Consider the following 22,974-nt stretch of genomic DNA (forward strand, 5'->3'; position numbering starts at 1 on the left):
ATTGTTTGTTAATTTAATCTTAGCTTGGGATATTGATCCGAAAGAAATCAAATTTCTTTATTCTTTATTAATTTAAAGCTTAAATTTTACTTAAAATTTATCCTTTTTTGCACCTGAAAATTTCCCAAAATGACAGTCAAGAATATTTTTTTTATAATATTTCTGATTTTTATCATCTTTTCAGATTAATATTTTTAATCAAATTTTATACTTTATATTAATTTTTCTTATTGTATACAATATATATAGTTGTTTTGGTTTATTATTATCAAATCAATATCTTAATTTTGCTATATTGTTTTGGCGTAGTTTTATATTTAAAACGCTGTTTAAACATTAAATTTGGTTAATATTATCCATGCAATTTCCTAGATATTTTCCCGTTTTTCATATTGTTTTTTAAATTAATAGGCTGTAAATTAGTTACTTATGGATTTGAATTAATTTTTTGTTAACTAATTAAAGAATAATTATATATTTATCCCACAAGTATTTCTATCAGATTTTAGTGTAATTTTATGCAATCGATTACACAATGTTTAACAGGTTTTGATAAAACCGCAAAAGAAAAGTATAAAGTAGTATGTCACAATCAGAATTTCGTTACGCCCATCATCCCGAAGATGTAAAAAAGTATACCACTGAAGATCTTAGGAGGGAGTTTCTAATCAATGATTTATTTAATGAAGATAAGATAAAATTAGTCTATTCTATGTATGACAGGCTGATTGTAGGAGGTATTATGCCTTTAGCACAGGCTTTGAAGCTGGAACCTACGGACGATTTGAAAGCCCAGCATTTTCTTGACAGAAGAGAGTTGGGAATCATCAACGTTGGTGGTGCCGGAAAAGTAACAGTAGACGGTGACGTATATGAGCTAGGAAACAAAGAAGCTTTATACATCGGGAAAGGAGCTAAAGAAGTAGTTTTTGAAAAATCAGGTGATGCACAACCTTATTTTTATATCAATTCAGCGCCCGCACATCATACTTATCCAACTAAAAAAATCACGAAAAGTGAAGCCGAAATTGTAGAATTGGGTGAAGAGAAATATGCCAACAAGCGTACGATCAATAAACTGATTGTAAATTCTGTACTGGAAACCTGCCAACTTCAAATGGGAATGACGGAACTTCACCCTGGAAGCGTTTGGAATACAATGCCTGCGCATACTCACACCAGAAGAATGGAAGCCTATTTCTATTTTGATCTGGAAGAAGGGCAGACAGTAAGCCACTTCATGGGACAGCCTGATGAAACGCGTCATATTTTTATGACCAACAGACAGGCGGTATTGTCTCCGGAATGGTCTATCCACTCAGGAGTCGGAACTTCCAATTATACTTTTATCTGGGGTATGGCCGGAGAAAATATGGACTACGGTGATATGGACGGTATCAAAACTAACGAACTAAAGTAATTTTTCCAATGAATTTATTTGATTTATCCGGTAAAGTAGCAGTCGTTACAGGCGGTACTCACGGATTAGGAATGGCAATGGCAGAAGGTCTTGCCGCTGCAGGTGCTGAACTGGCGATCACAGGTACAACACCGTCAAAATTAGAAGAAGCTTTAAACTACTATCATTCAAAAGGGTATAAAGCAACCGGTTATCTTTTTGATGTGACAGACGAGCTGGAAGCCGCTCAGAAAGTAGCTTTAATGGAAGCTGCCCATGGAAAAATTGACATCCTTGTCAACAATGCAGGAATTATCAAACGTATTCCGGCAATCGACATGGAAGTGGAAGACTTTAGAAAAGTAATCGATGTAGACCTTACAGGACCTTTTATCATGTCGAAATTAGTTGGCAAATACATGATCAAAAGAAGATCCGGTAAGATCATCAACATCTGCTCGATGATGAGTGAACTGGGACGTGACAATGTAGTAGCCTATGCTTCTGCAAAAGGCGGCCTTAAAATGCTTACCAAAAATCTGGCGACAGAATGGGCAAAACACAATATTCAGGTAAACGGAATCGGTCCCGGATATTTTGCGACTTCTCAGACAGAAACAATCCGGGTAGATGGACATCCTTTTAATGACTTTATCATCAGCAGAACTCCGGAAGGAAGATGGGGAAATCCGGAAGATCTTGCAGGAACAGCTATTTTCTTAGCTTCTGACGCAAGCAGATTCATCAACGGACAGATCATCTACGTGGATGGAGGTATTTTGGCAACCATCGGGAAGCCTGTTAATGAGTAACAACAGAATCAGATTAGAATGAAACCTTTTATTACAGATAACTTTTTATTACAAAATAAGTACGCAGAAGAATTATACTTCAGATACGCGGAAAAACAACCCATCATTGATTATCATAATCATTTGATTCCTAAAGATATTGCGGAAGACACTGTTTTCGATAACATCTCAAAGGTTTGGATTGCAGGTGACCATTACAAATGGAGAGCCATGCGTACCATGGGAGTGAACGAAAAATTCATCACAGGGGACGCTTCAGATAAAGAAAAATTTGAGGCATGGGCAAAAACAGTTCCGTATACATTGAGAAATCCTTTGTACCACTGGACACATCTGGAATTAAAAAGATATTTCGAAATTGATGAATTGTTAAATGCAGACAACGCATCGGAAATCTACGAAAATATCACCGCTCAGCTTCATACTCCTGAAAAATCAACAAGAGGCTTATTAAAAATGATGAATGTAGAATCTCTGTGCACTACGGAAGATCCTACAGATCTATTGAATTATCATCAGGATCTAGCAAAAAGCGATTTCACCATTAAAGTAAGTACTGCTTTCCGTCCTGATAAAGCAATTTTAATTGAAAATCACAACTTTGCGGATTATATTTCAAGATTAGGCGAATCTGCCGGAATTGAAATTAATTCCTATCATACTTTATGTGATGCTTTAATCAAAAGAATTGAATACTTCCATGAAAACGGCTGCAGATTGTGCGACCACGGATTAAATAATATTTCTTTTGAAGAAGCTTCACAAGCGGAAGTAAACGCAATTTTTAATGATAAAATTTCAGGAAAAGTAATTGCTGAAAAGCAGGTGAATCAATTCAAAACTGCCATTTTATTATTTTTAGGAGAAGCGTACCACAAATATGGTTGGGTTCAGCAGTTTCATCTTGGAGCATTGAGAAATAATAATGAAAGAATGCACAGAATTCTTGGTCCTGATACGGGATGGGATTCTATAGGTGACTTCGTTCAGGCTGAAACCCTGTCTAAATTACTGAATACATTAGACGGAAAAGATAAGTTAACAAAAACCATTTTATACAATTTAAATCCTGCTGACAATGAGATTTTTGCGACAATGATTGGGAATTTCAATGATGGAAGCATCAAAGGAAAAGTACAGTTCGGATCAGGATGGTGGTTTCTTGATCAGAAAGACGGTATGATCAAGCAGATGAATGCCCTTTCAAACATGGGGTTGATCAGCTGTTTCGTTGGAATGCTGACAGATTCCAGAAGTTTTCTTTCTTTCCCGAGACATGAATATTTCAGAAGAGTATTGTGTAATCTTTTCGGAGAAGAAATGAAAAACGGTGAATTACCTGATGATATCGAACTGATTGGTAAGACCATTTCAGATATTTGTTATCATAACGCAAAAAATTATTTTGATTTTTAAATTTCAAATTAAATAAAAATCTCTCGCAGATTGAGCTGATTATACCGTTTTTTTAACATAATAATCTCAATTTGCAAGAGGTAAAAATAGATTTAAATCATTAAATAAATTGAAAAGATTAAGCTGAATTAATAAAAAGTCAAATTAATTCTACATAATCTCTTCAATAAATCTTAATGATTTAAAAAAATTAAAGGTTGATAAAAAAAATGAGCAGCAAAATAGTCACATTCGGGGAAGTCATCATGCGACTTTCACCACCCGGAAATAGAACCATGAAGCAAAGCCATGAAATGGAATTCTTTTTCGGCGGAACGGAGCTTAATGTAGCATCTTCATTGGCAACAATGGGTTGTGGTGTAAGACATATCAGCAGCGTTTCTGATGATTTTGTAGGTGAATCGGCCATTTCCTTCATTAAAAGTTTTGGGATTGACACCGCATTTATCAACAAAAATGAACATCCTTTAGGTTTGTACTTTTTAGAAGTAGGCTCATCAGTTCGTGCCAGCAGAATTGCTTACAATAGACTGAACGGTTCTTTTGCCAATAGTAAGCCTGAACAGATTGACTGGAAAAAAGCCCTTGAAGGCTGCCAGTATTTCCATTGGACAGGCATAAGCCCAGGAATTTCCGAAGCCGCTTATAAAAGCCTGAAAGAAGGTTTACAAACAGCCCGTGAATTGGGAATCGAAATTACAACCGATCCTGCTTACCGTTCAAACCTTTGGAAATACGGTAAAAACGGAAACGAAGTTTTGAAAGAACTGATTTCTTATTCAACGATTTTTATCGGTGGAGTGAATGAAATTAATGAAATTCTCGGAACTCAGTTTCCCTCAGATAAAGAAGGCTTTATTGAAGCATGTAAAGAATTAAAACAGCAAATTCCTTCTATTCATAAAATTTTCGACAAAATAAGAATTGGTGTTACAGCAAGTTCTCAACAAACACAGGGAAGAGCTTTAGTTGGCGATAACTATTTTGAAACTGAATTGTTGGAAGTTAATCCTGTGGTCGATAGAATTGGGACAGGAGATGCTTTTGCAGCAGGTTTGATCTATGGGTTAATCAATTTTGATGACGAAAAAGCATTGAAATTCGCTAATGCAGCCTGTGCGATAAAACATACCATATTAGGGGACATCAATTACAGTAGTGTCGAAGATATTCTGGAAGTCATGAACGGAGGTTCAGGCGGAAGAATAAAAAGATAGCTGACTTTTGGCAATTGGCTTGTTGATAAAACTAAAAAAATGTAGACTTCGCTGAGTGAAACGCCTTTGCGAACTTGAAAATATACATCAAGCACTAAAAAGAAAATCTTTGCGCCCTTCGCATTAAAAACAAAAGATTAAGATAAAATTTTGAAGGGACAGCATACTAAAGGATGGATAAAACCCCTTCAATGATTATTTTCAACAAAGTAATTCAACAAAATGACAAAAATTCAATTGGTTACAAATACGATCATCAACCAAGGGGTTTTGCCTCTATACTATAATGCTGATGAAATAGTAACTCTGGAAATACTGAGATCACTTTACAAAGCAGGAGTTCGTGCAGTGGAATATACAAGCCGTGGTGATGCTGCGTTAAGTAATTTTACAAAAATGGTAGAAATCCGTAATGCAGAAATGCCGGAAATGCTGTTGGGAATTGGCACAATAAAAAATATACAACAAACTGAAGAATACTATAAAGTAGGAGCAGATTTCTTTATCAGTCCGGGTTTCGTAGCTGAGGTTGCAGAATTTTTGATTCCGAAAGATCTGTTGTACAGTCCGGGTTGTATGACGCCGACTGAAATTATCGAAGCTGAAAATGCTGGCGTTACTTTCATTAAACTATTCCCCGGGAACGCATTAGGAACCGGATTTATGAGTGCGATCAAAGATGTTTTCCCCAATCTGAAATTTATGCCGACGGGTGGAGTAGATACTACTAAAGAAAGCATCGAAAGCTGGTTCAAAGCCGGTGTTTCAGCAGTAGGAATGGGAAGCAAATTGGTAAGCAAAGAATTAATGCTTGCTAAAGACTATACAACTATAGAAAATGAAACGGTAAAAGTGCTGGAAATTATTCAGACTTTAAAATAATAATGAGTAAGAAAGCTGGAAACACCTTGTGATCCTGGCTGAGTGAAACATCTTAAAAACATTCAAACAAAACTAATTCTAAAATTAATATGAGTTCAGTTAAGTCTCTTAAACCGAGCAACTTCAGATGGACGATATGCTTTTTGCTGTTCATTGCAACAACAATCAATTATCTTGATCGTCAGGTTTTATCTTTGACGTGGAAAGATTTTATCGCACCGGAATTTCACTGGAACAATAATGATTATGGAAATATCACGGCATTATTCTCTATTTTCTATGCAGTAGGAATGCTTTTCGCTGGAAAATTTGTCGATTGGATGGATACTAAAAAAGGTTTCCTGTGGGCAATCGGAATCTGGTCTGTCGGTGCAGTTTTACATGCATTTTGCGGAATTGCAACTTCAGGAATTCTTACCGGAAACTGGTTGGCAGGCTTTCACGGATCTAAAGAATTGATTTCTACAGTTTCCAATACCTCTGCCATCATCAGTACGAGTGTAACGCTATTTATTTTTGCACGTTTCGTATTGGCTATTGGTGAAGCAGGAAATTTCCCGGCAGCAATTAAAACTACAGCGGAATATTTCCCTAAAAAAGACAGAGCTTTAGCAACAAGTATTTTCAATGCAGGAGCAACGGTTGGGGCTTTGGCAGCACCGGTTACCATTCCTTTTATTGCAAAAGCCATGGGATGGGAATGGGCATTTATCATCATTGGAGCGTTGGGATTTGTATGGATGGGATTATGGATTTTCTACTACAAAAAACCTCACGAACATCATAAAGTTAACGAGCATGAATTAACCTATATTCAGCAGGATCAGGAAGACTTTGCTGCTGAAGAAAATACTGTGAAGGCAGAAGAAAAAAAGTTCACTTTCAAAGAATGTTTCAGTTACAGACAGACCTGGGCTTTTGTCTTTGGAAAATTTATGACAGACGGCGTTTGGTGGTTCTTTTTATTCTGGACTCCGGCTTATTTAAGCTCCGTTTACAAAATGGATTCTACACAAAGTGCATTACCATTATTCGTTCTTTATATGATTACTTTATTGTCAATCATCGGCGGTTGGCTTCCAAAATATTTTGTGGAAAAGAAAGGCATGAATGCTTACTCAGGAAGAATGAAAGCAATGCTGATTTTCGCATTTTTTCCTTTGTTGGCCCTTTTAGCACAACCTTTAGGTTCGTTAACGTATTGGATTCCGGTTTTAATTATCGGAATTGCGGGAGCAGCACATCAGGCCTGGTCGGCAAATATTTTTTCGACAGTAGGCGATATGTTTCCGAAAAAAGCTATTGCAACCATTACCGGAATTGGCGGAATGGCGGGTGGAATTGGTTCATTCATTATTAATAAATCTTCAGGCGTATTGTTCGATCATGCTCATAAAGCCTGGTCCACGGTTGACGGAATTCCTTTATTGGAAAAATACCCTCAATACATCAACGAAAGATTACCCGACGGATTTTTTGAGCAGTTGGAAAAATCAGGATCAGTAGTTGTAGACGGAATCGACAAGGGCTACATGATCATATTTTCAGCCTGTGCCGTAGCATATCTTATCGCATGGACAGTAATGAAAATATTGGTTCCAAAATATAAAGTGATAAGTCAGTAGAAAAAAAATCTTGGTTAAAATTAGCGTTCTTCGCTGAGTGAAACGCCTTTGAAGCTTAAAAAGTATACAGCATGTTAGCAAAAAAAACTTGCGGACTTTGCATTAAAAATTTTATAGAATTAAAAATATCATTTAATTCAAATTAGAAAGATGGAAAATCAGACAAAACAAAAATTAAATCGTGAATTAAACAATTCTCAGGAAAAACTTCCTATTAAAATAATACAGTTTGGAGGCGGAAATTTTATGAGAGGATTCACAGATTATGTCATTGATAAATTAAATAAAGAAGCGGGATTCAATGCCGGAATTGTAAACGTTCAGCCAACAGCGGGCGGCTCAGTTCATAAATTGGAAGAACAGGGTAATCTATACACGCTTTTCTCAAGGGGAATTAAAAAAGGGGAAATTATTGATACAAAACAGGTAATTTCTGCGATTCAGAAGTCGATTAATCCTTATACAAATTATGATGAATTCTTAGCGTTGGCGAAAGAAGAGGAATTAGAATTTATCTTCTCAAACACAACAGAAACAGGAATTTCTTATGACGAATCAGAAAATAATTACATTGGTCCGCACAAGAATTTTCCTGCAAAACTAACGGTTTTATTACACGAGAGATTCAAACATTTCAACGGAGCTGCAGGTAAAGGCGTGAGAATTATTCCTTGCGAATTGATTGAAGACAATGCGTTTGTATTGAGAGATATGATCCTGAAGTATGCCCGACTTTGGAATTTAGATCCTGATTTTGCACAATGGATTAATCAAAGTAATTACTTCCATAATACATTGGTCGACAGGATTGTTCCGGGGTATCCGAAAGATGACGCAGAATCATACGAAGATCAGTTGGATTATGAAGATCAGATGATGGTTGTTTCTGAAACATTCTTACTTTGGGTAATTCAGGATGCCGGAAATGTAAAAGAGAGAATTCCTTTCGATAAAATTAATGAACAGATTTTGGTGGTTGATGATATTCAGCCGTACCGTTTGAGAAAAGTGAGAATCCTTAATGGCGGTCATACCTTAATGTTGGCTCCGGCAATTTTATCAGGAAAGGAAACGGTAAAAGAATCTATTGACGATGCATTTATCGGGAAGTTTTTAAGGGAAACCATTTTTAATGAAGTAAATCCGACGTTAGGTCTTGATGAAACGGAACTGAAAGATTTTGCAGAAGAAGTTTTTGACAGATTCAGAAATCCTTTTATTAAGCATTATCAGGCGAGCATTGCACTGTATTTTGTTTCTAAATTTAAAGTAAGAATCCTTCCGAGTTTGCTGGGTTACGTTGAAATTAATCAAAAATTACCACTAAATCTGGTATTCTCTTTGGCAAGCTTAATCAGATTCTATCAGGGTAATTTTGGTGAAAAATCTTTGCCAATTAATGATGAAGAATCCATTGTTGCTCAATTCAAAGAAATCTGGACAAACGGAGATTATGGGAAAGTTGCAGAATTATCATTAAGCGAAACCACTTTCTGGGATATAGACCTTACTCAGGTTGGCGGACTGAAAGATGCAGTAGCAAAAGCTTTGTGGGAAATAGACCACAACGATGTAGAAATTGCGTATCACAACTTTATACAATTTTATTCTTAGGAAAAATGCAAAAGAAAGTATTAAAAGTAAATCCCAAGGATAATGTAGCGGTGGCACTGGTAGATCTGGCGCGGGGAGAAACGGTTACTTTGGGTGAACTTACTTATGAAATTATAAAAGACACGAAGGCGAAACATAAATTCGTGACCGAAGATATTACCGTAGGTGATTCTATTATCATGTACGGAGTTTTGGTGGGAAAAGCCAGCCAGCCGATCCGGAAAGGAGAGGTGATTACCACTGAAAACGTAAAACATCAAAGCGCAAAAGTAGGAGGTAAAACAGAAACCACTACCTGGACCGCTCCCAATGTTGATAAATGGAAAGATAAAACATTTATGGGCTATCACCGCGACGACGGACAGGTGGGAACAGAAAATGTCTGGTTATTTTTTCCGCTGGTTTTTTGTGAAAACAGAAATGTTGAGATTTTAAAGGATGTTTTTGAAAAAGAACTGTTGTTTGAAAAAGTGACAAAACATCAGTTATTGTTAAGATCATTAATCAATAATTCTGAAACGGAAGCTGCTGTTGAAGAAGAGCAGGATTCAAGAATATTTAAAAATATTGTAGTTAAATTCATTACACACCAGGGAGGTTGTGGCGGAATTCGTCAGGATGCCGAGGCATTGGGAAGATTGCTGGCAGGATATGTTAACAATCCGAATGTAGCCGGAGCAACCGTTTTAAGCTTGGGTTGTCAGAATTTACAGGTTCAGATCTTTAAAGATGCCTTGGAAAAAATCAGTCCGGATAATAAAAAGCCAATCATCGTTTACGAACAGCAAAAGTCCGGAACGGTAGATGAAATGTTAAGCGGAATTATTAAAGATTCTTATGAAGCCATCAAACACGCTAATGAAATAGAAAGAAAACCAGCATCCCTTTCTAAACTTGTTTTAGGGTTGGAATGCGGTGGTTCAGACGGTTTCTCAGGTATTTCTGCAAACCCGGTTTTAGGACAACTGTCAGATTTAATGGCTGGAATCGGAGGTTCAACTATTCTTTCAGAATTCCCGGAGTTATGTGGAGTGGAGCAGGAGCTTGTCAACCGTTGCGTAAAGGAAGAAGATGCAGAAAGATTTTTACAATTGATGAAAGATTTTGAAAATTCAGTTGTTGCTGCAGGATCTGGCTTTGATATGAATCCGTCACCGGGGAATATTAAAGATGGCCTAATAACAGATGCCATGAAATCTGCAGGAGCAGCTAAAAAAGGAGGTTCATCGCCAATAAATGATGTACTCGATTTTACAGAATACATCAAAGAACCGGGCTTAAATTTATTGTGTACACCTGGAAATGACGTGGAATGTACTACAGCTTTAGTGGGCTCAGGTTCCAATGTTGTTTTATTCACAACAGGTCTGGGGACTCCTACAGGAAATCCTGTGGTTCCCGTAGTGAAAATTTCATCAAATACATCGTTATCAGAAAGAATGCCGGATATCATCGATTTCAATACAGGAGACGTGATTACAGGGGAAAAGTCAATAGACGAAAAAGCAGAAGAATTGTTAGAATTTATCATAGAAGTTGCCAGCGGACAGGTAAAAACCAAAGCGGCAATTCTCAATCAGAACGATTTTATCCCTTGGAGACGGGGCGTAAGTTTATAGTTCTTGTTTTTATATATAAATTATTAGATTTGAAAATGCTTTCAACAGGATGTGGGAAGCATTTTCTTTTGGAGTAAATTAAGTTTAAACACAAATGAAACAAATATTTTCACGAACAAACATAATGTTTTTAATCATTAGGAGCGGACTTTTGTCCGCCTAAGAATATACAATCCGATTGGCTTTGCCCAAAACTTAAGAATGCTGAGATTACTTTAGAATGGCAAACTGAGACATTAACGACATAGGAAAATAGAGCGTTAAGAAAAATTAAAAATTAATCCGTTAAAAAATTCCCACTGTTCGATGCACGAGACAATTTTTGAACCGAAGAACAGATAGCAAATTCGCGCAAGTTTGGGAACTTTAGGATTAAGTTTTAATTTTTAGCGGCAGTTTCCAGGTCTTGAATTTTTGTTTCTTTTGTTTGACTATGTCGAATCGTTGATTTCAAGACAAAAGAAAATCACTTCCTTTTTGAAGACTTCCTGATATAAAGCTGTGGTGCCAAAACCACCTTTTTCTCAATAGAAACCCCGGAATTATTCTCTTTCACGCTTTCAATAAAAACCTGTCCTGCCATTTTCCCCATCGTCAGGGGAGTCTGATCTACAGAACTTATCGGAAGCTCCATAAATTGTGTAAAAGGTTCATTAGAAAAGCCAATAACAGCAACTTCCTGTGGGATTTTGATTTTACGTTTTTTCAGTTCCTGGCAAGCACCTAACGCAGCAAAATCACTGGATGAAAAGATGGCATCCGGAACAGATTTTTTATCCCAAAGTTTTTTAACCGCATCAATTCCTTCATCGATTGAACTTCCTGTTGTGATAATATTCTCTTCTTTTATGCTTAAATTATGGTCCATTAAAGCCTGTTTGTAACCTTTCAGACGGTTCTCATAAATTTCCAGATTTAAGTCTCCGGAGAAATGGCAAATATTTCGGTACCCTTCATTAATCAGATGTTCAGTCGCCATATAACCACCGCGATAATCATCAATAGTTACTGTACTTATTCCTGAAATATCCTTTTTACGGTCAAAAAATATAATAGGAGTATTGGTGGAACTCAGAATATTCTGAATATGTTCGGTATCAATAGTCGTTTTGGAAACAGACATGAAAATCCCATCAACCTGAGCATTAAGCAAAGTATTTAAGTGTCTTTTTTCAATATTTACATCTTCATGGCTCTGGCAGATAATTACATGATAACCATGTGGAGAAAGCTCTTCTTCAATTCCACGGATTACGGATGAAAAGAAATTGGTATTAATATAAGGCACAATAATTCCTACGTTTTTTGTTTCCCCGCTTTTCAGAGCTTTGGCAAGGTTATTTTGTTTGTAGTTCATTTCTTTGGCCGTTTTCTTTACCAAATCTTTCGTTGCCTGGCTTATTCTCGGATGGTCGTTCAATGCTCTGGAAACAGTTGCCACACTTACGTTAAGCTTTTTCGAGATGTCATATATTGTGGCATTTTTCTTATTCATACATGCTTTTTCTGAAGTTTTGGGTATGTCTGGGATAACATACATTATAGTCGTAAATTTAATCAAATTATGTCTATCAAAAAGGAAATATTGAGATTTTATACAAGATTAAGAGTGATTAAAATCAGATTAAGCCTAAAAAATATTGAATTGGCTAATTTTTATTGAGATAGGGTTGAGTTTTTATCTAAAATAAAAACCGAATTCGCTGGAATCAAGCTTATTAACAACAAAAATTTGATTTAATGATAAAAAAGATCGGTTAGTTTAACCAAAGGACACCGAAAACTGATGTCCCCATGGCTAACTATTGATATAAAAAATAATTAACTTTTCCAAAGTTTTTCAATTTCCTCCAAAGATTTCCCTTTAGTTTCCGGAACCATTTTCCATACAAAAAACAGTGATAAAACACTCATCACTCCGTAAAAACCATAAGTAAAAGCTCCGCTAAACTCCATCATAAAAGGATAGGTGGAGGAGATCAGGTAATTGGCGGCCCATTGAGCTGCAACTGCAACTGCAATCGCTGCCCCCCTGATTTTATTAGGAAAAAGTTCTGAGATCAAAACCCAACAAATCGGTCCCCAGGACATCATAAAAGATGCGGTATAGATGATGATGAAAACCAAAGTTGCAATTCCGATAATATGCAAATAAGAGAAAATGGCAATGGCAAACATTCCCATTGCCATTCCTATGGACCCTACGATCAGTAATGGTTTTCTTCCCCATTTATCAACCGTGAAAATAGCAACCACTGTAAAGATAACGTTAACCAATCCCATAACAACAGTTTGCAGCATTGAAGCATCTTTGTGAACACCCATGCTCTCAAAAATCCTCGGAGCATAGTATAAAGCTACATTAATTCCCACAAACTGCTGAAAAACAGAAAGTAAAATTCCAATAATAATAACTGTTTTCCCGAATGTAAAAAGCTCACTTTTATGTTGAGCAACAGTTCCCTTAATTTCCTGAAATATTTCATGTCCTCTAAGCTGCCCATTAATTTTTGTTAAAATTTTAAGCGCTTCATCATCTTTTTTAGTTAAGGTTAAATATCGGGGAGTTTCCGGAACAAAAAACAGTAAAATCCCGAATAAGGCAGCCGGAATTGTCAGGGATAAAAACATATAACGCCAGCCGATATCGTTGATCCATTCTACTGATTTTCCGTCGGCAATACCCCAGTTGACAAAATATACTACCAGCATCCCAAAAATTATGGCAAACTGATTTAGAGAAACCAATCTTCCACGAACTTCAGCAGGGGCTATTTCTCCAATATACATCGGGCAAACCGCGGAAGCAAGACCAACACCAATTCCTCCAATAATTCTATAAAAGTTAAAAGCCAGCAAAACACCCAATGATTGTTCACCCTGCTTAAAAAATAAAAATTCAGGATAAGCAGCTCCCAAGGCACTGATGAAAAATAAAAATGCAGCTACCATCAGTGATTTTTTCCTTCCTAATCTGGTTGAAAAATATCCGGAAACAACCCCTCCGATGACACACCCTATCAATGCACTGGAAATAGTGGCTCCATGAGCCAATGAACTCATTCCCAATGGGATAATTAAATATTCCTGAATGGACTTTTCTGCCCCCGAAATAACGGCTGTATCATATCCGAACAAAAGCCCTCCCAAAGTGGCAACCAATGTAAGCATGGTGACATATACCATGTTGATTTCTGCCTTTGTTCCTGAAGAATATTTCGTGCCCGAATCTATTATTTGCATAGTCTCATATAGTTTTAGTTGTTAAAAATTAGATACTTTGTTAACGGCATTTGTATTATAAATACTGATTAATCAGACTTTCCAGATATTCCTGTTTACCACTTTCCCTGCCTACTTCTCCAAGCCCTTCCGCATGGGAAGCCAGGTCAGTAAGAGATAATTTCCCCTCTTCAAAATCTTTACCTTTTCCGTTATTGAAAGAAGCATATCTGTCAGCTCTGATCTCAGAATATTTTGATTTTTCTAAAATAGCATCTGCAGCCAGGAAAGCTCTTGCAAAATTGTCCATTCCGCTGATATGAGCGATGAAAATATCTTCCAGGTCTGTTGAGTTTCTTCTGATTTTAGCATCAAAATTTACACCTCCACCCTGAAAACCTCCTGCCTGAATAATTACCAGCATTGCCTGCGTCATTTCATATAAATCAACAGGAAACTGGTCTGTATCCCAGCCATTTTGATAATCTCCACGGTTGGCGTCAATACTTCCTAAAACGTTGTTGTCGGCCGCTACTTGTAATTCATGTTCAAAAGTATGCTGGGCTAAAGTTGCGTGATTGACCTCAAGGTTAAGCTTGAAATCATCCAGTAAATCATATTGACGAAGAAAGTTTAGGCAGGTTGCCGCATCAAAGTCATACTGATGTTTCGTAGGCTCCATTGGTTTTGGCTCAATAAAGAAAGTCCCTTTGAACCCTTGTGAACGTGCATAATCTTTTGCTATGTGTAGAAACTTTGCCATATGTTCAAGTTCACGTTTCATGTTGGTGTTCAGTAAAGACATGTATCCTTTACGGCCACCCCAGAAAACATAATTTTCTCCGCCTAGCTTAATCGTTGCATCTAAGGCATTTTTAACCTGTCCTCCGGCATAAGTCAATACGTCAAAGGATAGATTTGTAGCTGCGCCATTCATAAATCGGGGATTGGAGAAACAGTTTGAAGTTCCCCAAAGTAATTTTACTCCGGAAGCTGCCTGTTTTTCTTTGGCATAATCGGTTATAAATTCTATTCTTTTGGTTGATTCTTTAAAATTATCCGCCTCATCAATTAAATCATAATCGTGGAAACAGTAGTAAGGCACACCTAGTTTTGTGAAAAATTCGAAAGCCGCATCCATTTTTTCTGTTGCTCTTTGCTTAACATCTGTTGCGTTTAACCATTCAAAATGCTGTGTTCCCACTCCAAAAGGATCTCCACCCGTTGCACAGAATGTATGCCAGTAAGCTGTTGCAAATTTGAAATATTCTTTCATCGTTTTCCCTCGAATCACTTTATTTTCGTTATAAAATTTGAAAGCCAGAGGATTGTCAGATTCTTTTCCTTCAAATTGAATTTTTCCAATTCCTTTGAAATACTCTTTGTTGCCCATTGTAATTGCCATATATTTTAGTTTTAGTTAGATGATAACATTTATGCAATCGATTGCATAAATGTGTTTGAAAATTTCTTAATGATTAGATTTTGCAATAGTTTTAATTTCCATTTTTCGTAACTATCCTTGTACTGGTTATAGTTCTTATTATCAGGATAATAGCTTTTTAAAATGTCTTTGTCAGTCAGGATCTCATTTTGCGATTTGAATGCTCCGGATCCCATGGCTGCGGCTCTTGCTGCACCCGTAGAACCTGTGGAATCTATAATTCTTATTTCAGTATCCAAAATAGTAGTGATGGTCTGCGTGAATAAAGAAGAGCGGAATAAATTGTCACCGCCTGCTTTTATAATACCTTTCTGAAGCCCGTCGGACATTAAAATATCCGTTCCGTAAACAAAAGAAAAGGCAATACCTTCTAATCCCACCCGGAAAAGATGCTCGCTTTTATGACGGTTAAAATTCAGGTTAAAAACAGACGAGCCAATATCTTTATTATGCAGTACTCTCTCTGCTCCGTTTCCGAAGGGCAGGACAATAACTCCATCGGAACCGATCGGTATTTTTGAAGCTAAATCATTAATTTCATGATAGCTGTGTCTTTTTTGATCCACCTGATGTCGAAGCCAGCTGTACTGAATTCCCGCACCATTGAGGCAAAGCATTTTCCCGATTCTCGGCTGTTCCTTTGTGTGGTTAATGTGGGCAAAATTGTTAATTCTTACAGATTCCTTTGATTTAATATTGTCAGTCACACCATAAACAACTCCGGAAGTTCCGCCTGTTGCGGCAATCTCTCCGAGATTCATTACATTGAGGGAAAGTGCGTTATTGGGTTGGTCTCCGGCTCGGTAATAAACAGGAATTCCCTCGGGAAGACCACTTTCTTCTGCTCCCTGTTTTGAAACATAGCATTGTTCAGTGAAATTTTCCACAATATCAGAGACAAAGGATTCCTCAATTCCCAGGTGTTCCAACATTGTTTTTGAAACTCTATGCTTTTCAAAATCCCAAAGTATACCTTCTGAAAGCCCTGTAACAGAAGTTGTTGCTTCGCCACTAAGCTTAAATGCAATGAAATCTCCCGGAAGCATAAATTTCCAGATCTTGTCATAGATCTCGGGGGTATTTTCCTGTACCCATTTCAGTTTGGAAGCGGTGAAATTTCCCGGAGAATTAAGCAGTTCTTTCATGCATTCTTTTTCTCCGATCTCACTAAAAATCCGGTCGCCAATTTCAACAGCCCGGCTGTCACACCATATAATTGAAGGACAAAGTACTTGTTTGTCTTTTCCAATCAATACTAATCCATGCATTTGATAGGAGATACCAATTCCTTTAATCTCATTTTTGTGGATTTTGCTCTCTGCAATTATTTTTTGTGTGAGAATCCGGAGATTTTGCCACCATTCATCGGGGTTTTGTTCTGCCCAGCCTGCTTTTGGGGAATCTATTGACATTTCATGTTCCGGGTATTTGGCATGGGCAACTAATTTTCCCTGATCATCTACGATGGAAGCCTTTATCGATGAGCTTCCTACATCATAACCTATAAACTTCATTAATTATTAATAATTAATAATTGTAATGCTTTAAATGTAATAATTTTATGTATTATACCGAAGATTTTTATAAATATGTTAATTTTTAATATTATTGAATATTAAATTATTGTTATTCAGTATTTTAACTTTAATTAATTATTTTTTAAATGCTTTAATTCCAATTAAATTAAATAAATTGAGTAATTAACTTTAACTAAAAAAGGCTTTAATTATCCAATATTGAGCAATCGATTGCGCAAATTAATGATTAATTTATATTTTGGTAGATGTTAACCAAGGATAAATCATCGCAAATTAATCAACATGAAAGAGCAGGATACCGTCAAATTCTAAAATGTATACTTTTATGAAAATGAAATGAAAGAATAATTTCGTTATAGAGTTGAAGATTATTTGTTGATTTTTTTGTAAAAACAAACCGAATAAATTTTATTTAAATGATATTCCTTTATTTTGCCATTCTTTTGAATACTGAATTTTATTAATGAAAAATCAGATTCTACAATAAAAAATAAATTATGAAATCTCAAAATACATCAAGCTTTTTATTATCCCTGCTGATGCTTTTATTGTTTTCATCAGGTATAAAAAGCCAGGATAAATTTCCCGACGGCACCATAATTCAAAGATGGTTTAAAGAAAACAAACCTACAGACATCAGTAAATTAGGTAAAAAATATATTCTTACCGATAATGGAGTGAAAAACGACAGTACGATTCTTCAGACAAAACAGGTTCAGCAGGTCATTGATCTTGCAGCTAAAAATGGCGGTGGGGTAATTATTGTACCCAAAGGAACATTCCTGATCAGTTCGGTATTTTTCAAACAAGGAACACATTTACATTTGGAGAACGGTGCGAAATTAAAAGGAAGCGATGATATCAGTGATTTTCCGGTTGTGGAAACAAGAATGGAAGGGCAGACTATAAAATATTTTCCTGCAATAATCAATGCAGATGGGTTAAATGGTTTTACTATTTCGGGAAAAGGAACACTTGACGGAAACGGATTGCGCTTTTGGAAAGCATTCTGGAAAAGACGTCAGTGGAATCCTAAGTGTACCAATATGGACGAAATGAGACCCAGAATCATCTATGTTTCAAATTCTAAAAATGTTCAGGTTGAAGGGATTACCGTAAAAAACTCTCCTTTCTGGAGTACACATTATTATAAAAGTGAATTTGTAAAATTGTTAAACCTGACAATTCTTGCACCAAAAGAACCGGTAAAAGCACCAAGTACAGATGCCGTTGATATTGATGCCTGCACAAATTTCCTGATTAAAAATTGCTATATGTCGGTGAACGACGACGCCATTGCATTAAAAGGTGGAAAAGGTCCGAAAGCAGATAAAACTCCTGAAAATGGTGAAAACAGAAATATCATCATCGAAGATAACAACTTTGGGTTTTGTCACAGTGTTCTTACTTGCGGCAGCGAATCAATCCACAATTATAACGTAATTCTGCGCAACTCAAAGGTGAAAGATGCTTCCAGACTGCTCCACCTTAAAATGAGACCGGATACTCCTCAGCATTACGAATATATTACCGTTGAAAATATCACGGGCAATGTCAAAACTTTCTTGTATGTGAAAGGTTGGAGCCAGTTTTTCGATTTGAAAGGAGAGGAAAAGCCTAAAAAATCTTTAGCGAATGATATTCTGATTAAAAATATTGATATCAGTTGTGAAACGGCATTCGATGTTGAAAAATCAGACTTGTATGATCTGATAGATTTCACGTTGGATAACCTGAAAATAAGGGCTTTAAAACCAAAAGAGGAGAATTTGGGGGCTATTAAAAATTTAGAAAAAATTAAAGTAAATGTTACTCAGGTTGCCTCGCTAGACCAGTCTTATGACAAGAAAGATGATTCCGACATTGCTGCAAAATGAGTTTTTTGTCTAAAATATTCGGCGTGGTATGCTTATGCTCCCAATTATTGCATTCTCAATTTAGATTGGGACGGTTTCTGAGCATACAAGCGAATAGGATTTTTGGATTAATGGAGGAGTCAATATTTTTAATGGAGTGATTATGAAAAGTTGGATAAGAATTATAACCATTTTTATTTGTTCATCGATGTTTACCCAGCAAACCAATTTTAAATTTGATTTTGGCGGAAGCAGAGTTCAGGATGGTTTTATTCCCATCACGGAACATTCTGAATTCGACAGAAAAGCAGGCTATGGATTCATGGATATTTCCGGCTTAAAATCAATCGACAGAGGAGGAAATGCTTTGACGGGAGATTATATTACCAGCGACAGACCTTTCTATTTTTCGGTGGTACTTCCGGAAGGGAATTATGATATTAAGTTAAATTTAGGTGATTCTAAAGGAACTTCTCAAACAACAGCTCGTGTAGAAAACCGTCGTCTGATGCTGGACGAAGTAAAAACAAAAGAAGGTGAAATAGTTGAAAAACTTATTACAGTTCATATTAAAGACAGCATTCTCCGTAATCAGGATGGAGTTGAAATTGGAATTGTAAAATTAAAACCAAGAGAAAGAAAATATTTACATTGGGACAACTTATTGACGATTGAATTTAACAGTAAAGCCCCAAAAATTTGTGCAATAACCATTCAGTCTAACAAAACGGCAAAAACAATTTACCTGACAGGGGATTCCACGGTTGTAGATGCACAGTACGAACCCTGGGCCTCGTGGGGACAAATGCTACCGTGTTTTTTTGTTCCGGAAGAAGTTGTTGTTGCGAATTACGCCGAAAGCGGAGAAACTTTGAAAGCTTTTGAAGACCGCCATCGGATTGATAAAATCTGGAACAAAATAAAGCCTGGAGATTATCTGTTCATCCAGTTTGGGCATAATGATCAGAAGTATGGCAACAGCACAAAATCTGGTTATAGAAAAAGATTACAGGAATGGAGTAATAAAGCAAAACAATTGGGAGCGATTCCTGTTTTAGTTACATCAATGAATCGAAGAGTTTTTGATAAGAATAATAAGATTGTCAATACTCTTGATGATTTTCCTGATGCGATGCGGGAAATTAGCAAAGAAGAAAATGTATATTTAATCGACCTGAATGCAATGAGTAAAACGCTTTTTGAAGCGTTGGGACCGGAAAATTCTAAAAAAGCATTTGTCTATTATCCTGCAAATTCTTATCCCAATCAGAAGGATGCTTTGGCAGATGATACTCACTTTAATACGTATGGCGCTTATCAACTGGCAAAATGTGTCATAAAAAGTATTGTCGATCAGAAGCTGCCTTTGACTAAGTTTATTTCTAAAAAATATAAAGGTTTTGACTTAAATCAACCTGATCCTTTTGAAAAATTCCATTGGCCGGAATGTATCTTCATGGAATCTTTAAAACCGGATGGAAACTAAAAAGTAAGAAAATGAATATTCAATCTATAGTAAAGGCAGGCATATTTTGTTTTGCGTTTGGGAATCTTCCTGCACAAAATCCGTGGCCAAAAACCACTGAAACGGCAAAGCCGTGGACACGATGGTGGTGGATGGGAAATGCTGTCAGCGAAAAAGGATTGGATAAAGAATTGACAACACTTAATAAAGCAGGTTTCGGTGGCATAGAAATCGTTCCCATTTACGGAGCAAAAGGTTTTGAAAATCAGTACATCAATTATCTTTCTCCGGAGTGGATGAAAATGCTTCAATTCACTACAGGCAAAGCAAAAAGTTTGAACATGGGAGTTGATATGGCTGTAGGAACAGGCTGGCCAATCGGTGGTTCGCAGGTTGACAAAGAAGATGCCGCTACAAAAATGATTGTTCAGACATACACAATTTCATCAGGCGAAAAATTTTCAGAGCAAATCATTCTGAATGATGAAAAACAGAAGAATTTAGAAACAATAAAATTAGATATTGTAACGGCTTACAATGAGAAAAATGAAGCAGTTGTTTTAACTGATAAAATAGCAAATGACGGCTCTCTCAACTGGAAGCCGGATTCCGGGAAATGGACGATTTATGCTGTTTTTACAGGCAAAACTTTACAAAAAGTAAAACGTGCAGCTCCAGGTGGTGAAGGGTATACACTAGATCATTTTTCACCTGATGCAACGAAAGATTATCTTAAAACTTTCGATAAAGCTTTTGGAAACTCAAACTATGGAATCCGTTCTTTTTTCAATGACAGTTATGAGGTTTATAATGCTGACTGGACCCCTGATTTTAAAAGTGAATTTAAAAAAAGGAGAGGATATGATTTGAGTCCATACATTAAATATCTTGTCAGTAACGAAGAAAACGAGATGACGGGTAGAATTAAGTCAGATTACAGGGAAACCCTGAGCGAATTGATTTTGAGCAATTTTACTAAGGATTTTACAAACTGGGCTCATTCCAAAAATTCCAAAAATACCAACCAGGCCCACGGATCGCCAGGAAATTTACTGGACTTGTATGCTGCAGTCGATATTCCGGAGTCTGAGACTTTTGGAAGTACGGTTTTTGATATTCCGGGGCTGAGAAGAGAGCGTACAGATGTGCAAAAATCTGATCAACCGGATATTAATATGCTGAAATTTGCTTCATCGGCTGCCAATGTTAGAGGTAAACAATTAATTTCAAATGAAACTTTTACATGGCTTACAGAGCATTTTAAAACCTCCTGGTCGCAAGCAAAACCCGAAGTGGAGCAGGTTTTTCTATCTGGAATCAATCACGTTTTTTATCATGGTACAACATATACACCGGCCGATGTTCCTTTTCCGGGATGGCTTTTTTACGCTTCGGTTAATTTTGTTCCGGAAAACAGTTTGTGGCCACATTTAATGGGATTAAATTCTTATGTTGCCCGTACTCAAAGTGTTTTGCAGAGCGGGAAATCTGATAATGAACTGTTGATATACTGGCCAATTTATGACCAATGGGCTAATCCGAATGGAAAAGATATCGCGTTTAAAGTTCATAACGTGGAAAAATGGCTGCAGCCAACTCCAATGTATAAGAATTTAACGAAGCTAAGCAAAATGGGCTATGCTCTTGATATGATTTCTGACAAGATGATTGGCGAATCCAAATCGGAAAACCAGAAAATTCAGACTGCAAAAGAAGGATCTTCTTACCGGGTTTTAATTATTCCTGAATTAACTTATTTGCCGGAAACTACGATACATTATATTCTCAAATTAGCTCAAAATGGCGCTTCGGTTATTTTTCAAAATGAGCCAAAAGATATTCCCGGAAATTTTGAAGTTGAAAAAAGAAGAGCAGAACTGAAATCATTGTGGGCTCAGATCAAGTTTCAGGATCACGGAGAAAATATAAAAACTGCGAGTTTCGGAAAAGGAAAAATTGTGTTAAGTTCTGATATTGAAAAAGGCTTGGAATATTTAAAAATACAAAAAGAACAATTAACGGAAACCGGATTGAGGTTTGTGAGGAGACAGTTTGACGGTGGAAAATACTATTTCATTGTTAATCATACTGCAAAGGACATTAATCAGTTTATTCCTTTAAACTATACAGGAAAGCAAGCCGTGATCATGAATCCGGAAAACGGAGATTTCGGAGTTGCGGAAATACAAAACAATTCTGTAAGAATTCAACTGAAATCCGGACAATCTTTATTTTTTAAAAATAGTGAATCTGTTGATCATTCCATTGCAAAATGGAATTATATTGAAAAAATAGATTCCCCTATCAGTTTAAATCAAGCATGGCAGCTGACTTTCAAAGAAGGCGGTCCCGAACGTCCAAAATCAAGGATTCTAAAAAATCCGGAACCCTGGACGAACTTTTCAGAAGATTCTGCAACACAGAGCTTTTCAGGAACCGGTGTTTATACAACAACATTAGTTTTGAAGAATAAAAAAGCAGACGATTATCTTTTAAAATTCGATAAACTATATGAAAGTGCAAAAGTAATTGTTAACGGTCAGGAAGCTGGGATTGTCTGGAGTATTCCTTTTGAAATCAACATTGGGAAATATCTGAAAAAAGGGAAAAATACCATTCAGATTGAAGTCTGCAATTTGATGGCAAATAGAATCCGTTACATGGATCAGAATAAAATTCAATGGCGTAATTATCATGAAATTAATTTTGTAAATATTGATTATAAAGCTTTTGATGCCTCTGGATGGAAAATTCAGCCTTCCGGATTGGATGGACAAATTCAGTTATTTCCATTATATTTTTCAAAATAGAATTCATATAAAGAAAAGTATATCAAAATAAATTGCGCAATCGATTGAATTATAT

Annotated in this window: 15 protein-coding genes; 11 read left to right on the forward strand and 4 right to left on the reverse strand. The window is 36.4% G+C overall.

Annotation, left to right across the window (positions count from 1 at the left end):
* The first annotated feature begins 583 nt into the window (after window positions 1-583).
* From kduI to DYR29_RS01025, 8 genes are all read left to right on the forward strand, one after another.
* Window positions 584-1,420, forward strand: a complete 837-nt coding sequence (gene kduI, locus DYR29_RS00990) for a 5-dehydro-4-deoxy-D-glucuronate isomerase (RefSeq protein WP_213278821.1) — start codon at window positions 584-586, stop codon at window positions 1,418-1,420.
* An 8-nt stretch (window positions 1,421-1,428) separates the two neighbouring features.
* Window positions 1,429-2,211, forward strand: coding sequence for a gluconate 5-dehydrogenase (locus DYR29_RS00995; protein WP_213278822.1), 783 nt, complete (start codon window positions 1,429-1,431; stop codon window positions 2,209-2,211).
* 18 nt (window positions 2,212-2,229) lie between these two features.
* A complete protein-coding gene (uxaC, locus tag DYR29_RS01000) occupies window positions 2,230-3,627 on the forward strand; it encodes a glucuronate isomerase (RefSeq protein WP_213278823.1) in 1,398 nt (465 codons plus the stop codon).
* Window positions 3,628-3,836: 209 nt separating this feature from the next.
* A complete protein-coding gene (locus tag DYR29_RS01005) occupies window positions 3,837-4,844 on the forward strand; it encodes a sugar kinase (protein WP_213278824.1) in 1,008 nt (335 codons plus the stop codon).
* 222 nt (window positions 4,845-5,066) lie between these two features.
* Window positions 5,067-5,726, forward strand: coding sequence for a bifunctional 4-hydroxy-2-oxoglutarate aldolase/2-dehydro-3-deoxy-phosphogluconate aldolase (locus tag DYR29_RS01010; protein WP_213278825.1), 660 nt, complete (start codon window positions 5,067-5,069; stop codon window positions 5,724-5,726).
* An 89-nt stretch (window positions 5,727-5,815) separates the two neighbouring features.
* Window positions 5,816-7,351 (forward strand): MFS transporter, encoded by a 1,536-nt coding sequence (locus tag DYR29_RS01015; RefSeq protein ID WP_213278826.1) that lies wholly within the window; start codon window positions 5,816-5,818, stop codon window positions 7,349-7,351.
* A 150-nt stretch (window positions 7,352-7,501) separates the two neighbouring features.
* Window positions 7,502-8,965 (forward strand): tagaturonate reductase, encoded by a 1,464-nt coding sequence (locus tag DYR29_RS01020; RefSeq protein WP_213278827.1) that lies wholly within the window; start codon window positions 7,502-7,504, stop codon window positions 8,963-8,965.
* Between the two features lie 5 nt (window positions 8,966-8,970).
* Complete coding sequence (locus DYR29_RS01025; protein WP_213278828.1) at window positions 8,971-10,584, forward strand: UxaA family hydrolase; 1,614 nt, start codon at window positions 8,971-8,973, stop codon at window positions 10,582-10,584.
* A gap of 466 nt (window positions 10,585-11,050) precedes the next feature.
* On the opposite strand, the gene DYR29_RS01030 is transcribed toward DYR29_RS01025, so the two are convergent.
* From DYR29_RS01030 to DYR29_RS01045, 4 genes are all read right to left on the reverse strand, one after another.
* Complete coding sequence (locus tag DYR29_RS01030; RefSeq protein WP_213278829.1) at window positions 11,051-12,079, reverse strand: LacI family DNA-binding transcriptional regulator; 1,029 nt, start codon at window positions 12,077-12,079, stop codon at window positions 11,051-11,053.
* 326 nt (window positions 12,080-12,405) lie between these two features.
* Window positions 12,406-13,827, reverse strand: a complete 1,422-nt coding sequence (gene xylE, locus DYR29_RS01035) for a D-xylose transporter XylE (RefSeq protein ID WP_213278830.1) — start codon at window positions 13,825-13,827, stop codon at window positions 12,406-12,408.
* Between the two features lie 55 nt (window positions 13,828-13,882).
* Window positions 13,883-15,211, reverse strand: coding sequence for a xylose isomerase (gene xylA, locus DYR29_RS01040; protein ID WP_213278831.1), 1,329 nt, complete (start codon window positions 15,209-15,211; stop codon window positions 13,883-13,885).
* A 29-nt stretch (window positions 15,212-15,240) separates the two neighbouring features.
* Window positions 15,241-16,764 carry a xylulokinase gene (locus DYR29_RS01045; protein WP_213278832.1) on the reverse strand — a complete coding sequence of 508 codons (1,524 nt, stop codon included), beginning with the start codon at window positions 16,762-16,764 and terminating at the stop codon, window positions 15,241-15,243.
* 521 nt (window positions 16,765-17,285) lie between these two features.
* On the opposite strand from DYR29_RS01045, the gene DYR29_RS01050 reads away from it, so the two are divergent.
* The 3 genes from DYR29_RS01050 to DYR29_RS01060 all read left to right on the forward strand — a co-directional run bounded on the left by DYR29_RS01050 (window position 17,286) and on the right by DYR29_RS01060 (window position 22,919).
* A complete protein-coding gene (locus DYR29_RS01050) occupies window positions 17,286-18,665 on the forward strand; it encodes a rhamnogalacturonidase (RefSeq protein ID WP_213278833.1) in 1,380 nt (459 codons plus the stop codon).
* A gap of 187 nt (window positions 18,666-18,852) precedes the next feature.
* A complete protein-coding gene (locus DYR29_RS01055; RefSeq protein WP_249413577.1) occupies window positions 18,853-20,130 on the forward strand; it encodes a rhamnogalacturonan acetylesterase in 1,278 nt (425 codons plus the stop codon).
* Between the two features lie 11 nt (window positions 20,131-20,141).
* A complete protein-coding gene (locus DYR29_RS01060) occupies window positions 20,142-22,919 on the forward strand; it encodes a glycosyl hydrolase (RefSeq protein ID WP_213278835.1) in 2,778 nt (925 codons plus the stop codon).
* Window positions 22,920-22,974: the final 55 nt, after the last annotated feature.

The organism is Chryseobacterium indologenes, from assembly GCF_018362995.1.
In the GTDB taxonomy this organism is placed as follows: Bacteria; Bacteroidota; Bacteroidia; order Flavobacteriales; family Weeksellaceae; genus Chryseobacterium; species Chryseobacterium indologenes_G.